The 15,220-nt window shown below is 55.2% G+C and carries 11 protein-coding genes; 9 read left to right on the top strand and 2 right to left on the bottom strand.

What is annotated here, in order from left to right:
• Positions 1–75: 75 nt before the first annotated feature.
• The 4 genes from F3J44_RS21150 (at position 76) to F3J44_RS21135 (ending at position 2,680) form a co-directional block, all read left to right on the top strand.
• Entirely contained in the window at positions 76–531 is a 456-nt protein-coding gene (locus tag F3J44_RS21150) for a hypothetical protein (protein ID WP_167275676.1), read from the top strand.
• A gap of 68 nt (positions 532–599) precedes the next feature.
• Entirely contained in the window at positions 600–1,352 is a 753-nt protein-coding gene (locus F3J44_RS21145; protein WP_167275673.1) for a hypothetical protein, read from the top strand.
• Complete coding sequence (locus F3J44_RS21140; RefSeq protein ID WP_167275670.1) at positions 1,352–2,008, top strand: hypothetical protein; 657 nt, start codon at positions 1,352–1,354, stop codon at positions 2,006–2,008. The genes F3J44_RS21145 and F3J44_RS21140 overlap by 1 nt, the downstream gene beginning before the upstream one ends.
• A gap of 447 nt (positions 2,009–2,455) precedes the next feature.
• Entirely contained in the window at positions 2,456–2,680 is a 225-nt protein-coding gene (locus F3J44_RS21135; RefSeq protein WP_205300039.1) for a helix-turn-helix domain-containing protein, read from the top strand.
• A 70-nt stretch (positions 2,681–2,750) separates the two neighbouring features.
• On the opposite strand, the gene F3J44_RS21130 is transcribed toward F3J44_RS21135, so the two are convergent.
• Positions 2,751–3,755, bottom strand: a complete 1,005-nt coding sequence (locus F3J44_RS21130) for a DNA-binding protein (protein WP_167275665.1) — start codon at positions 3,753–3,755, stop codon at positions 2,751–2,753.
• Positions 3,756–3,933: 178 nt separating this feature from the next.
• On the opposite strand from F3J44_RS21130, the gene F3J44_RS30405 reads away from it, so the two are divergent.
• Positions 3,934–4,881, top strand: coding sequence for a tyrosine-type recombinase/integrase (locus F3J44_RS30405; protein ID WP_167275662.1), 948 nt, complete (start codon positions 3,934–3,936; stop codon positions 4,879–4,881).
• 42 nt (positions 4,882–4,923) lie between these two features.
• Here the strand turns inward: F3J44_RS30405 and F3J44_RS21120 are convergent, their stop codons facing one another.
• Positions 4,924–6,339 carry a hypothetical protein gene (locus F3J44_RS21120; RefSeq protein ID WP_167275659.1) on the bottom strand — a complete coding sequence of 472 codons (1,416 nt, stop codon included), beginning with the start codon at positions 6,337–6,339 and terminating at the stop codon, positions 4,924–4,926.
• Positions 6,340–6,626: 287 nt separating this feature from the next.
• Here F3J44_RS21120 and F3J44_RS21115 point away from each other — a divergent pair, with 287 nt between their 5' ends.
• The 4 genes from F3J44_RS21115 (at position 6,627) to F3J44_RS21100 (ending at position 13,208) form a co-directional block, all read left to right on the top strand.
• Positions 6,627–7,127, top strand: coding sequence for a DUF1353 domain-containing protein (locus F3J44_RS21115; protein ID WP_167275657.1), 501 nt, complete (start codon positions 6,627–6,629; stop codon positions 7,125–7,127).
• Between the two features lie 92 nt (positions 7,128–7,219).
• On the top strand, positions 7,220–8,563 hold the full coding sequence (locus F3J44_RS21110; RefSeq protein WP_167275653.1) for a PIN domain-containing protein: 1,344 nt from the start codon (positions 7,220–7,222) through the stop codon (positions 8,561–8,563).
• 467 nt (positions 8,564–9,030) lie between these two features.
• Complete coding sequence (locus tag F3J44_RS21105; RefSeq protein ID WP_167275650.1) at positions 9,031–11,340, top strand: AAA family ATPase; 2,310 nt, start codon at positions 9,031–9,033, stop codon at positions 11,338–11,340.
• Positions 11,337–13,208, top strand: a complete 1,872-nt coding sequence (locus tag F3J44_RS21100) for a UvrD-helicase domain-containing protein (protein WP_167275647.1) — start codon at positions 11,337–11,339, stop codon at positions 13,206–13,208. Before F3J44_RS21105 ends, F3J44_RS21100 begins: the two co-directional genes overlap by 4 nt.
• Positions 13,209–15,220 lie beyond the last annotated feature (2,012 nt).

Genomic DNA, 15,220 nt, shown 5'->3' with positions numbered 1-15,220 from the left:
CATTCCGCCTCGCCGCAACCACGGCCTGCACTTCGTGAGCCCAGGAAATTTCGCCTAATACGACGGATCGTACCAATGTCATTTGTCATACCTATCGTACTCTCACTGCTCACCAAGCCATTCCTTCGAAGTCGTCTCTGCCAGGGGCAGTACGGCTTCGTTGCGACATATTTTGGCTGGGGCGTTTTAGGAACGATTGGTCTTTCGATCGGTGTGTTTTGGCTGCTTGGGCCGATTTTCTTTGAGCAAGACCATGGCAGAGGGGATAGAGCCCTGTCAGTGACGTTCCGTGTCTGGAGCCTCATTACCACGCTTTACATGTTGGGGATCGCCGTAGGACTGAATCACATTCGAAAAGTGAGTAGTTCCTCCCTCCTGAACCTCTACATCATCCTGCTGATCGTCTGCACGGCATTGCTGTTTTTGACCAGCCTGGCAGCTGCAGCGGTCTACTGGATCATCTACGCAGTGACAGTCGTTGTCGTACACAAGATCAGTGACGGGCAACGTGCGCCAGCACCAGAGAAATAGATCGCGGCATCAACCCGGTCTGGATGAATGCAGATCACCCCTTCCCTCCTGCTCAAGACAGTAATGACATGCTGCACTCTTTTCGGCGAAACAAAAGTCACCTCTACAAGCGTTATCTTGGACACCGTGAAGAGGGTGAGAAGCGCGTTTGTGAAGAAGATGAAATCACGGCGCTTATCGCCGGCCCTTTGGACTTCCTGCCTCCAGACGCGAGTGGCGCGTTCTGGGGTGCACTAATCGAAAGTGACGTTGGTGTAGACCTGCCCCTCCCCACTGGTGCAGTCAGCTATCTGCGAATGGATTTCTGGCCGAAACGATCGGTTGAGCCTGATCTGCTGGTTGAGATGGGTTGGTCAGCCGGGGAACGTCGAATCATTGTCGTTGAGTTCAAATGGCGTGCTCCCCTGGGTACCGATCAGCTCCATCGGCAATGGAATGAGTTTCTGACTGACGCTGAGCGCGAAGTCGCTTACCACCTCTTCATTGGGCCCGAATTGAGTGTTGGCCTCAACGCCCTGGGGCAGAAGGATATTTGGAATGGCCGGCTGATCCTGCGGTCGTGGCTGAACGTGCTTCAGATCCTCAACGAGCTGGATTGCTCGACCTACCCCGGATTAAGCAAATGGCGAGCCCAAGTCACCAGCTTCCTTGGCCAGCTAGATATCAAGCGCTTCCAGGGTTTTCATCAACTGGCACCTGCGGCAATAGCTGCACGCACGCACGTGTTCTGGAATCCGCTGAACGGCTTCGACACGAAGGCTCCAGTTGTACCTGTTGTGCTGAACCCCAAGCCTAATCATTTCCTATGGAGTTCTCAGTGATGTCGTCATCCCCCATCAGCATCGGAGCGTCAATTACCGATGCGGTGAAATTCATGTCGAAGGTTGCTGGAGAATGTGAAACCCTGGCTGATCTGGTCAAGCAGGAAATCAGTAAGGCTTTGTTGACGCCTGAGCTTGCTAGGTACGTCAAGCCGAGCGGTACCTGGGTTACCTCCCGAACGAAGGATGAAGACGGCTGGGTATTCACGGGCATAGGTATTTCATTGCCCATTGCATCCAAACCTAAGCGGTCGACCACCAGCCACATTGTTGTTCAGATCAGTCTGGCGGGTGAAGGTATTGAGGCGCTTGATAATCGAGAGCCCTTGGTACACATCGGCCAATGGGGATGGCCGATCGACTTCGTCGAAGTACAGATGGGCTTTCCTTGCGATCCGGTTAGCGGTTACGACCTGAATCTGGAGAGCGGCCAACTGTTTAGGTGGGTGCACGCGGAGTATGACAATGAGTGGTGCTACAGTGTGCGCTTGACGGATATCAACTGTCCGGAAGACGTGAAAATCAACATCATCAATCCACTCAAGTCGCTGCTTTTGGGGGCTGAAGCTTCGCAAGCCCTAGCCGGGACTTGCGCTGTGCGGTATGTCGGGATTGGCGAAAACTCTGGTCAGTATCAAGTGTTGCCTCGTCAGTGAGGACACGCGCAAGCGGGTAACGCCGATCTCCCGCGCCAGCTGCAAAATCGGAGTCGCCTAGACTCGTTGGAGCCCCTCACGGAGTGGATCTGTGACGTTCATGTACAAGCGCCCTCCTTGAGCGACCCATGCGAGATCGCTTAGCGACTAGCGGCATCAGCGAAGGAGTACATTTGTACTCGACTCATAATTTCGCTTCTAAAGGAGGTTTCCATGACTTCCCTGCCCTCCCTCAGATCCTCGTCTAGGTAACGCGCGGTGCCCGATCGCCTATCCGCAACGCAGTGCGCTTAATGGGCGGCAACAAAGCCTCGCCTGGGTCGCAACGACTCTACAACCCTGCGCACGCTGGCAAAAACTAAGCTATGGCTTCGATTTCCTTTCACTTATTAGCGAGTGAATGTATAAACTAAGCTATAACTTAGTTTTCTCATGGAGGTGCCCTGCGTGGCCACATTGATACAACTGCGCACCGCTGGAGACGTTGGAGTCGCGGTTCGGCAGGTTCGAAAGCAGCAGGCAATCATCCAAACCGATCTCGCGGACATTGTCGGCAAGAGCCATGTCCTCCTCAGGGACATCGAAACGGGGAAAGGCACGGTTGCTATCGCCAGCGTGCTAGAAGTGCTGAACGAGCTTGGTATACGGATCTATGCTGAGTTACCTGAATAACAGCCCTTGGCATCTGCGCCAGCTCCTCCTGTGAGCGACGGCAGTCATCGATCGCGACAAATCGGCAGCATCACGAGGGTTTTGCCACAGAGCCAACTCTCTCGGACTCGGCCTCCTTGCAAAGCTTGAGATCGTTTAGTGCCTCATCCCGCTGTTTGGTGAGCTCCGCGGCAGTTGCTGCGAGCTGCGCGATCTCAGCGCTTGCTGTCTCCGCTTCTTTTTTGGCGAGCGTCAGATGCTCCTGGAGCATCTCTTTCGCGCCCTCTGCCCTGGCAGCAGTCATGTTCGCCAGGCTGAGATCCCCTTCCAGTTGCTTCAACGCATCCTGACTCTGATGAGCGAGCTTGCTGTGCTGGCGAGCTTCACCGAGCAAGCGTTCGTTATCGCGATTCAGTCGAGTCAGTTCGTCCTGCCGAACCATCAAGGACTGTTGTACCTGTTTCAGTTCATGCTGGAGCTGCTGAAGCTGCGTTTCGTGGCGACGTTGGTCTTGCTCGCGCTGCTCTTTGATTGCGCCGCGGTAATGCTCCAAGGCATCACGAGCGTGCGCATGCTTCTCTTCCAATGAGCGAATCTGCTCGTCTTTCTCGTGTACTCGCAGCTCCAGGTCTGTACAGCTCTGGCTGATGCGCGCATTGCGGGTCATTTCAGTCTGTAGTGTTGACTGGGTCGTGCTCAGTTCTTCGGCCTGGCTCACCAAGGCGGTGTCCCGGCTCGCCGTCTCTTGCTGGGCCCTCTTTAATTCAGCTTCAAGCCCTTCGATCTGTTTGCTTAGCGCCGCGACGCTCTGTTCATGCGACAGACGCTCTTGGGCCAGGGCAACGTTGCCCTCCTCCAGCAATCGCTTCAAAAGCTGCTCCACGATATCGGTCAGCTCATCGCTAAGGCGACGTGGATCAGCCTGAGGCCGCGGATCGGCGTTATCAAGCTCCTGCAGGTAGCGGGAGATGGTCGTTTTGGAGCCCGTGTTCCCTAGCTCAACGCGCACCGCATCAATGCTTGGATACGCACCCCGGGCAAGCAGCGCGGCGCGCGCTTTCTGCACCAATACCTTGTTTATGCCGCCGCGAGCCATGACCTCCCCTACTATTTCGTACTGTGTTACATGTCATGTAGAAACATATCACGTTACCGAATTTCATACGAACAAAACCATGGTGTCCAATGAATAAATAATGGGGCTTTATATGTTCTTAGCCACAGAAATGAGCCAAAATCGTGTCCAGAACCCGTACGAATGGCAGGAACAAGACGTGGACAAGGCTGAGCGCTACCTAACAGCAGGTACACGCGACAACACCCGCAAGAGTTATCGAGCAGCAATCGAGCACTTTGAGGTGACCTGGGGCGGCTTCCTGCCTGCAACGGGAGAAGGGATCGTGCGCTACCTCGCGGAGTATGCGGAGACCCACGCCTTGAGCACCCTGCGACAGCGCCTGGCAGCGTTAGCGCAATGGCATGTCAGCCAGGGCTTCCCTGATCCGACCAAGACGCCCCAGGTACGGCAAGTCCTCAAGGGCATTCGGGTCTTGCACCCCGCGCAGCAGAAGCAAGCAGCTCCTCTGCAGTTGCGTCACTTGGAAAAAGCCGTAGCCTGGCTCGACAGCAAGGCGCGAGAGGCCATTGAGGCGGGCGACTATCGTGTACTGATGAGATGCCGGCGAGACGCAGCGCTGCTTCTAATCGGATTTTGGCGCGGATTTCGAAGCGATGAGCTGGCGCGCCTCCAGGTGGAGCACACTCAGGCTGAAGCTGGTGTTGGTATTACCTTCTATTTGCCGTACACCAAGGCTGACCGCGCCCATCTCGGCAGTTCCTTCCACACCCCAGCCCTTAAAAAACTGTGTCCGGTCGAGGCCTACGTCAACTGGATCACGGTGGCTGGTGTCAGCAAGGGGCCGGTCTTTCGAAAGCTCGATCGCTGGGGCAACCTCTCCGACAAAGGATTCAAAGCAAGCAGCCTGATACCGTTGCTGCGACGGATCTTGGAAGAGGCAGGGATTCCAGCGGACATCTACAGTAGCCACTCCATGCGCAGGGGGTTCGCTACCTGGGCCTCGGCGAATGGCTGGGATATCAAAGGGCTGATGAGTTACGTCGGGTGGAAAGATATGAAGTCCGCTCTGAGGTACGTCGAAGCGAGTAACTCTTTCGGAGGCTTGGCCGCATACAACGCCGGCGAGATCGGTCGAGACGACTGATCGCATGCTCCCGGGATCGAATCACTACCCCGAGAAGCACGACTAGAAACCTGATTCACAACCACCGTCTTGACCTGGATCTCTGTTTGTACTGAGATCCTCAACCAGGGTTTCAGACCACAGTATCGACGTCTCGTAGAATGCCTGCGCGACCATTTCTCCTTCCTTTTCTACCCAATGCTGAGCCTCAGGCAGCATTTCTCTGGACATGGGGCGCTCAGCTAATGGGTTATGGAAAATTTCCAATTCTTCCGACCAGGGTTCGTACTGCTGCGGCCAGAGGTTTCGGTACTCATCACTGTTCACATTCAGACTGAAGGGCGCGGCTCTGAGGGCGCCCGGCGTGCGATCAAAAAATTGGCCGCTGCGTGTTCGGGTAAAGCCACCCTCTTGACGGGTTTTGGTTGCTATGACGCGGCTGAATTTTGCAACGGTGCAAGCGTTGGTGAAGATGATCGCCGAGATTCCGCTGTTGAGGGGATTGCGAAATAGGCCTGCGGGTATGTCCTGCTCCCCAAGCAGACGATCCACTGGGATGCCCACGGCAGTAGGTACGCCATCTACCACCTGCTTCGTCGCATACACCCCGTAGAGGTAAGTGATCAACGCCTCTCTCGTCCACCTCATTGATCCGGCGGCCTGAAAGTCAGCGATGGCAATTGCGAATGGCTCGTTCCTTACATGCTCGAACCTGTGGTACTGCCGGTCGATCTTGCTCTTCAACGTCTTCGCGAATCGCACCGCTGCAGCGCCCATGCAACGCTCTTGTGACTCAGTAGGAATCGGCGCCAGCGGCGCATTTACGTGTTCGTATCGCGCCTCGTTCGGTGGGTTAGCCGTGACTGCCTCTACCCAAGCGCTCAAGCCGCTCCTGCGTTTGAGGTGGAAGTCTGGGGAAGGATAGTTCTGCGAGACAAAGCAGCCCTGCTCTTTGAAGCACGCGAAAAGCAGGAGCTCCCACATCCTGGTATGTACATGCTCCCCCTGAAACTGCTGGGCGAAATGCGCATCGGGTTTGGGAAGGCAGAGATAAAGGTGGCGAAGCACCCAGGCTGCCCGGCGCCGGGAGGGTGTCGTCAGCAACATGAAAAGCTTCGAGCGTTTTTTGCCGGCACTACCGAAGAGACTCGGTCGTCGCGAAACACATTTAGGCAAGGCTTCGAGGGGGTGGCCCTCCTTCATCTGGAGCAGTACCGTTTCTTTGGCCGTGAGAAAGGTTTCATAACCGGACTGCTCGCAGGTGATCGTCCAGACATCATCTTGTCTGCGGCGAACCACCAATACCCCAAATGCTTGGTCGCTGGGCGAGCACAGCACGACGCCCCATGCCGAACCATCATCTGTAATCCATCCCTCCTCTTGTGCCACGCCTGTGTAGGGATAGTAGCGATCGAAGCTCAAGCCCCAAGGTAGTGCGAGTGCAAACAAATCAAATATTGGAGGTGGCATTGCTTTCATTCAGGGGGCTCTAAGTAAGGCTATCCAACGGAAACAGAGAGAGTCGAGTGGGAACATGGCGGCCTGCCCGCAAGGGTTCATTCATACCACGCTGCTTCAAGGCTTGAGGTACCTGGTCTTCCACCAGTACTGGAACGAGAGCAGCCGCCTCGCCAATGTCTGCTGATGTATAACAGTACTCAGTGCGTCCCGCACATGAGCGCCGCTTCCCACGACTGCGGGCGGCCCTCGCATCGGTGCGCCAACACGTATGCGTGTCAGTGCCTACTTTCCATCAAGGAGTGATTATGATCGACCATCGTTTTCCCCACCCTCTGAAGGCACAGCTATCGATTCAAGGTGGACACGCTCAGCTTTTAACCGAATTTACGTACTACGACCCAAAGTATGGCAAAGTCGATGTTCCCGAGGGTTTTGAGACTGATTTTGCCAGCGTCAAACCGCTAAGGAGCATCGCATGGATCATGCTCGCACTCAGCTTGGCTGTCGGATTCTTCTGGCCGGAAGCTGGAGCTGCAATTGGTTCAGCGGGATACGGCGCTTTCGCGCTGTACGCGAGCGTTGTTGGCTATGGGGATGCAGCGGCGACTATTCATGATTGGCTGTACTCAACTGGCCAATTCAAGCGAAAGGTTGCCGATGAAGTGTTCTTCAACGCATTACGCTCGAGTGAGGTCGCGTACTGGCGAGCTAGCTTGATGTGGTGCGGGGTTCGCATTGGTGGCCATTTCAGGTTCGAGAAGCCCAAACGGCGCCCAGGCAGGCCTCGACAGCCTGCGGCTGAATAAATTGGCTTGATGGTTACAGCGACCCAGCGCCAGCATGGATGGTCAAGCGATCGCAGAGATGCGAAATATTCAAACTGAAAAGGAGAGTACGCGTGGGAAAACCTGAGAATCCAAAATCCAATGATAGTCAGCAAGACGGCTCATCACTCCCCGCATGGGCGCTTGAGGAGTGCTTTCCGGATGCAAGCCTCCTTCTTAAGCCTGCCAAAATCAAAAGTGCAGGCGACCCGGATGTGCTCGTCGTTTTGGACACAAATGTGTTGCTGGTGCCTTACAAGGTAGGTGGGCGCGAGTTTAAGGAAATCAAAAACGCGCTTAAGAGCATAGCCAAAAGCGGGCGACTCAAAGTGCCAGCTCGTGTGATACGTGAGTTCGTCAATAATCGGGATAGCAAATTGTCGAGCATCCTGAAAACTGTGCAGGACAAAGCCAGTTCAGCTCGTAATATCGTTGGTGGGATCCCCCATTGCTTTAAAGAGTTGGAGGAGGCCGCTCCTGCTTTGGAAGCAGCCGAACAATTGCAGGCAGCGGGCGCCGAATATGCGAAGCGACTTCAGGTGCTGATTGATCGTATGAAGGGCTGGCGAGGAGACGATCCAGTCACTCGGGCCTACGATGAAATTTTTTCTGAGGGCGTTATAGTCGATCCAGAGTTCAACCGCGCCAACGTAGACAAGGATTGGAAGCACAGGCGTATTCTGAAGAGGCCACCCGGCTACAAGGATGCTGCCAAAGATGATGGTGGAATCGGTGATTATTTGATCTGGCTAACGATTCTAGAAATTGGCAAAAAGTGTCAGAAGGATCTGATTTTTGTTACAGGGGAAGAAAAGGCCGACTGGTTTGTAAGATCCAACGGGGCTGGTGTCTATCCTCGTCCAGAGCTCCTGGATGAATACCATAGAGCTTCAGGTGGGAGAAATTTGCAGATCATTCACCTGGCAGAGTTGCTGAGTCAAGTTGGGGTAGAACCAGAAGTGGTCGAAGATATCCGAGAGGTTGAGGCATCTGAAGCCGAGGCTAGCAGGAATGCGGCGGCACCTACTATTCAGGATAAGGGCCTTGAGCTCATCTGCTTTGATTACTCCACGCAAAACGGAGAGATCAGAATTTACTCTCAAAAAGGTCAGTATTTTGACCTTAGCTTCAGCAAGGCAAGCAACGAGTCTATCCACATCTACAGCAGCCATGGAACACGAGTGGCGCGCGTCAAAAACGCAAAAAGCAACCAACCATTGTCATTTGATGCTTACGACAGCACTTCACGTAGCTACACAGTTAGGACGGGCGAAGTATTTCTTGCTCGAAACCTAGAAGGCAGCGTCTTGGCTGCGCGGATCTATAGCATCACTGACGATTCTCGCGGCGCAGATAGTGATGAGGTAACGTTTGGCTATTCAACGTTCCAATCTCACGAGCAGGTAATAGCCCCTTAATCGGTGTGACTGTGATTGGGGCAAGCGCTCGTCGCAGGATCGTCGAGCGCGTCATGTTCAGATCGTCACTGGGGAGCCCTTGTCGTTCACCTGCCTAAGGTAGCGGGTTTGGATCAGTGTTTAGCACTGCCGACAAGCCCATGCCTTCGACGTTGACTCCTCCAGGCGTGTAGCCCAGCTTCTCGCTCACGTCTTCCTCGGTGCTTCTGCCGCCCTCGCAGTTCGGGTAGCGCCAGCATGTATAGCCTCCCGCTTTGGCTTTCCGGGGTGAGGGGCTAACCAGGCCAAGATGCCTGTCCTCCCCGCTCGCCTTCTAAAACTGTGGGCAATCCCGACCAGGCCAAGCGCTCCATCCTTTTGTAGTGGCACACCCCCATCATGTCTATTGGAGTCCTGCAGGCGCTGAGCTAGAGTCACGACATCGATAAGCCCGGCAACTCGCCACGAGCCGTCACAAGGAAGAGGCTATGCAGATCCAGTACCTGGAGGTCGCGAACTTCCGCAAACTCCTATCCGTTCGAATCGACCTCGCCAGCACCACTACCCTTCTGGTAGGCGCTAACAACAGCGGTAAGTCATCCGCGATGTTGGCGTTACGCAAGTTCCTGCTTTCAAAAGCGACGGCATTCCGCCTCCAGGATATGACGCTTTCCCACCTCGCGACCATTGATGCCATTGGTGCCGAGTGGGAAGCTGCTGATGAAGCGCTCGAGCCCCCAAAGGCCAATGAGTGGGCGCACTGGTTGCCCACCCTCGATCTGTGGGTGGAAGCCTCTCAAGGTGAGCTGCACTACATCAGAGACCTGATTCCGAATTTCGCTTGGAAAGGCGGCCATGTGGGTATGCGCTTCCGACTGGAGCCAAAGGAGATGTCGAAGCTCTTTACCGATTACCGGAAGGAGCGAACCCGCGTGAAGATGCTCCAGCAGGAGATTGTGAACCAGACTGCGGAAGGAAAAACACCGCCTACCCTTCCGCTCTGGCCACAAAGTCTTCACGACTACCTCAATCGGCGCTTGGGTGCGATGTTCACCGTTCGCTGGTATCGCCTTGATCCTATTCAGCTGCAGGCGCCGGATCCCCAAACTCGCCATGCCAAGTTGCAGGCGCTTTCGTCGACTGCGACACCGCTGGAAGCCAACCCGCTCACAGATCTGATTCGCGTGCATGAAATCAATGCCCAGCGAGGCTTTGGAGACAGCGCTGAAGAATCTGTTACTGAAGGCAGAGGGGGTTCCGGAAAGCGACTTACAGAGCAATTGCGCGCCTACTACAATCGACACCTTGACCCGGGCGACAGTCCAGACATTTCCGATTTAGAGGCGTTGACAGCCATTCAGGCTGCACAATCTGCGTTCGACTCCCGGCTCACCTCAAGCTTCGCCCCTGCTCTGACAGAGGTTGCGGGCCTGGGGTATCCGAACCACTCCGATCCTACCATCAAGGTGGAGACACGGCTGTCGCCTACGGATGGGATGAACCATGAGGCAGCAGTATTGTTCGAGCTGGATTCAGTCGCTGGCGCGCCTGGTGCTCCTTCGATGCGCTTGCCCGAAACCTCCAATGGGTTGGGTTACCAAAACCTGATCTCGATGATCTTCCAGTTGATGGCGTTCCGGGACGACTGGCTGAGAAAGTACAAAAATACCGAGGAGCAAACCGACGCCGGGGTCGAACCAATCCACCTGGTTCTGGTTGAAGAGCCTGAAGCTCACCTTCACGTCCAAGTGCAGCAGGCTTTTATCAAGCATGCGTACCATGTCCTGTGTAATGACCCGCTGCTGAAAAAGTATCCGAGACTGAAAACCCAGATGGTCGTCAGCTCTCACTCAAGCCACGTTGCTCATGAGATGGAATACGCAAATCTTCGCTATTTCCGTAGGCTACCCGCGGGAATGGCCGGTGTGCCAGTGCCAGTATCGACGGTTTCCAACCTGAGTACGGTCTTCGGCCAACGGAACCCGCACAAGCAAACGAAAGAGTTCGTGACGCGGTACCTCAGGGCTCAGCATGCTGATCTCTTCTTTGCCGACGCCGTCATCCTGGTTGAAGGTGCGGCGGAGAGGATGATGCTTCCCCATTTCCTTCGTAGCCACTTCCATTTCCTAGACCGTTGCTACATCACCATCCTTGATATCGGAGGGAGTCATGCGCATCGCTTAAGGCCTCTGGTCGATGCACTGGGCATCGTGACGTTGGTCATCACCGATCTTGATGCCGGCCTGAAGAAGGCAGCGGTACCCGTCAAGCGGAAAGCAAAACAGGAAACCAACAACCCTACCCTGCGCAATTGGGTTAAGGCCCAGAAGGTTGGGCACGATGTCGACACGCTGCTGGATCTGGGTGATGAGCAAAAGTCCCAGCAGATAGACGACCTGTTCTCGATCCGCATCGCGTACCAGACGCCGGTGACCATCCGGTTGCCTAGCAATGAGACCGAAGTCGAAGCGCTACCGAATACCTTTGAGGACAGCCTGGTACTGAGCAATGCGCAGCACTTTGCAAAAAAGAAAGGCCAAGGTCTGACCAAGCCCTTCGCTGCTGCCCTTCGACAGTCTCAGACTGCAGATGAACTTGGCAAAGCCTTGTTCGATGCACTGAGGGAGGGCGACAAAGCGAAGTTCGCGCTACAGGTTTTAGGTGACCCGGACTTTGCCAGCCTGACGGTTCCAGAATACATCCGTGAAGGTCTCGTCTGGTTGGAAACCAAGCTCAAGAAGAAGAGTAAGGAGCTGTTGATTGTTCCAACCGCCAGTATCGAGGTGACTGAAAAATGAGCACGATGACCGAGATCGCTGCTGATCCGAAGCCAAGTGCTGACGACATTATCCAGGCCTGCCTTAACCTGGATAGCCCGCGTAGCTTCTTTCTGTACGCCGGTGCCGGATCTGGCAAAACCCACTCACTCGTCGTCGCGGTGAAGTCGCTCAAGGATCGAGAGCGGGAGCGCTTGACCTTTGAGGGTCGCCAGATCGCCATTATCACCTACACCAACGCAGCCTGTGAGGAAATCGCTCGCCGACTCGAACACGACCCGTTGGTGGAGGTCTCTACGATCCATGCATTCGCCTGGCGGATGATTAAGGGTTTCAACGACGACATTCGTGATTGGTTGCGCATCAAGCTTGCCGAAGACATCAGAGAGTTGGATGACAAACTTGATCGCGCGCGAGGGGTTAACAAAACCTCACGCGCGAACCAAGCGAGTCGTGATAGCAAGGCCCGTCGCCTGGCCAACCTGGATGACATACCTGTCTTCACCTACAGCCCAACCGGTGACAACCGAACCAGGCAGTCGCTGAACCATAGCGAGGTTATCCAGATGGCTGCGGCGTTTATCCCTAAATCGCCGTTGCTTGACGTCATGGCCGATCGACATCCGGTACTGCTCATTGATGAAAGCCAGGATACAAACGGCGCTCTTATGAATGCTTTTTTGCAAGCGCAGGCTGCAATTCCCGAGCGTTTTTGCCTCGGACTGCTGGGCGACACCATGCAACGGATCTACAACGATGGAAAGGTCGGGCTGGATAACGCGATTCCGACGGACTGGGCTAAGCCAGAGAAGCGCATAAACCGTCGCTGCCCGACGCGAGTCGTTGAGCTGATCAACAAGATCCGCGCCAGCGTTGATGATCATGAGCAGATACCCAAGCCAGGCGCAACTCGGGGTACTGTGCGTATGTTCTGCACTCGCCGGGTTGCAGGCGCGGACTTCAACTTGGAAGACCAGATCGCGCAGCGAATGGGAGTTATCACTAAGGATGAACAGTGGTCAGCGGGTGCAAAGGGTCGTAAAACGCTCATTCTGGAGCACAAGATGGCTGGGCGCCGTATGGGGTTCGAAGGCGTCTTTTCCCCCCTGTATGAGGTCGAGCATCTGACTACAGGGCTTCTGGATGGAACGCTGCCCCTCCTTAAGTTGTTCTTCGAGCGTGTAGACCCAATTCTTGAAGCATGGAAAGCAGATGACTTTGCGTTGATGGAGGCGGTGCGACTGCGCTCTCCGCTGCTTGAGCCCCAGCACTTGCAGTCGGTACCTAATCAGCTCGACGTGCTCGAGTCAGTCGGTAAAGCCACCAAGGCGCTGTGCGGGCTCTTCAAAGACAAGGATCCGTTGATAGAGGAAGTTGCACAGATCCTTTTCCAGACCGGCTTGCTCGCGCTGCCGGAACGCCTCGTTGAGGCACTGGCCCAAGGCGCAACCACTGACACTCCACCAGAAACGACTGATCGTGATGCGCTAGAGGTTCATGCCTACCGGATTGTTCTCGGACGCCCATATTCGGAGATGGCCGCATTCGCAGGATATGCAAATGGCCTATCGCCGTTTGATACTCACCAGGGTGTAAAAGGCCTGGAGTTTCCGAGGGTTATGGTGGTGTTAAACGATGAGGAGGCCGGCGGCTTTTTATTCAGTTATGAGAAGCTGTTTGGCGTGGTGCCCGCGTCTCCTAACGACGTGAAAAACCAGCTCGCCGGGAAGGACGACGCCCTGTCTCGCACACGGCGACTGCTGTACGTCACGTGCAGCCGCGCCGAGGAAAGCCTGGCCATCGTTGTCTACACAGCTCAGCCGGAGGTTGCCAAGGCAAGTGCTGTAAAGGCCGGCTGGTTGAAGGAAGAGGAGATTGCGGTGCTTTGACACTGAACTCGGATCGCATGGCGAGGGCGATTTTTCACTCATTTTTCACGGCTTCAGAGGGAGACTTTAGCCATCCCTACGTGATAGACATTGCCCGCCTAGCAGCGGGCTTTTTTTTCAGCGACGATTCGTCAGCGCGAGCCCTCACCTGTGCCCGACCTGGCAAATCCCGTGTGCAGCTTCTTGGCTATTTCGACTTGCGCAGTCGTACTCTGCCTCCGCCCGCGAGGGGTAGTTCAACGCCAGCCGCGTTTTGCCATGGGTATCGTAGAGATCGTACCCGGTGCCAACGGCAGCCGAGACGCCAAAACGGCGAGGGAATTGCTCTTTCTCCAGGGGCATGGCGGGGATTACAACGAAACGTGTCTGCATGACCATCCCTCTTCGTAGCAGTCCTTTAGTATTAGTCCCTCCATGTGAAAGCATCAAGGCAACTCGTAGCGGGCTAGCCCTGAAATGTCTCGAGATGGTTAAAACGCTTGAAGGGAGAGCGCGAGCTAGGCTCCCGTGCTGAAATTAGAACTGGGGAGTAGAACTGGGGGTTGCGGCAAGCCCTCGCCGGGAACCCAAAGAGGCCGAAAAACATGGCAGATCAAATGGCAGAAATGGATGCGTACATGGAGTACATCGATCAGGTAGCCGATGAGCTTGAGCGGCAAGTGGCACCTTGCCCAACGACGCGTCCAATGCTGATTGCCTGGCTGACTGAGCGGGTTCGGAATCCTGATTCAGCGAGGGAGATCCAATGTGAACTCCCTAGCCTTCCACAAGCCCTGGAGTCAGCGTACATAGAGTGGATGCACTTGGGTGGCGGCCAGTAGGTCGCCGCCACCAGCAAAAATACATCAGCCCTAAGCTACCTGCCGTGCAGCAGTCTGCTGATTGGTTGCAAGGCATCTTGCACGTCCCACGCCCCATGCCAGGGCCCGAGTTATCGACTCACCTGGCCGCGAGGGAAATGCTTCTTCATGCAGTGCCATCCCTGTACCGGCATACACCCCGATGAACAGTTGGGTGTTGCCCGTGCGCGACAGTCGCACCTGGATATCCATGGACGTGCCGTCGTCCAGCGTCTCAACGTGAGACATGTGGTGAAGCGTTGGATCTGCCCATTTCGAGAAAACATCACCGCGTATCCGCATGCCGACCTCCTACGACTTTAGTCTTGTTTGTGGGGTGCTCTCACCATAGCGCAGCGAAGCAGCTGAGCTGTTACCGGCGAGCGGATTATCAATCGGTAATGTGACGGGATATGACGTGTGATGCCGATCTGACACGGATGGCTCAGCAAACCTCGGGTTGGCCGACTATCTTGAAAGCCTTTAAAAGATTGCTTCGTAGGGCCGATTTGCACCATTTGGCCATGTTTATGAGGGCTCCGTATGAGCGGAGACGAGTCATATCGAGCGCCATCTGCCGGCCACGTTTCCTCATGACCACGCTTCGAACTGAGCCATTTACCAAAGCGGTAGGCAACAGCACTTCGCCCCCTACGCCTGCTCGACCGTGCACCGAGATTTGCCGGGTACGTAGTGCTAGCTCGGTACACTCCATTACCCTTAGAACGAGGCTTCGGTCTTTCGCAGAACCCCTCTCCTCTTTAGCTAGCAGGCAAGCCGCCGCAAGCACTTCGGCGATCAACTGCTCAGCTTGATCTCTGTTCTGATTAGGCATGACATCCTCTTCCGTGAGGCGAAGCCAGTTGACTGCTTCGCCGAGACAAATGGCAGATCCGTAAGCGTGCACCCTGTCCCGCGTCTTCGTCGCCTTCGTGGATGAGTGGGTCAATTCTTACCATACCACTCCATCGGTCGTCGCCGACAAGCTCACCCAGGCAATCCTAAACATTCCGGACACCCACACCCATCGGTCGGGAGGTTGCCTATGCGTAACACAATGCCATGGCATTGTAGTTGCTTAGCTTGCTAAACTATCTATCTGTTTAGTACTGCAGCGTAAAATGGCACGGCGAAGCGATTCTCGTGCATAAGCCGCATGTTCACCCTTCAAAC

The organism is Pantoea sp. Tr-811, from assembly GCF_011752535.1.
Taxonomy (GTDB): domain Bacteria; phylum Pseudomonadota; class Gammaproteobacteria; order Pseudomonadales; family Pseudomonadaceae; genus Aquipseudomonas.
The sequence above is the reverse complement of the archived record's forward strand: the minus strand, read 5'-3'. Positions and strand labels throughout refer to the sequence as shown.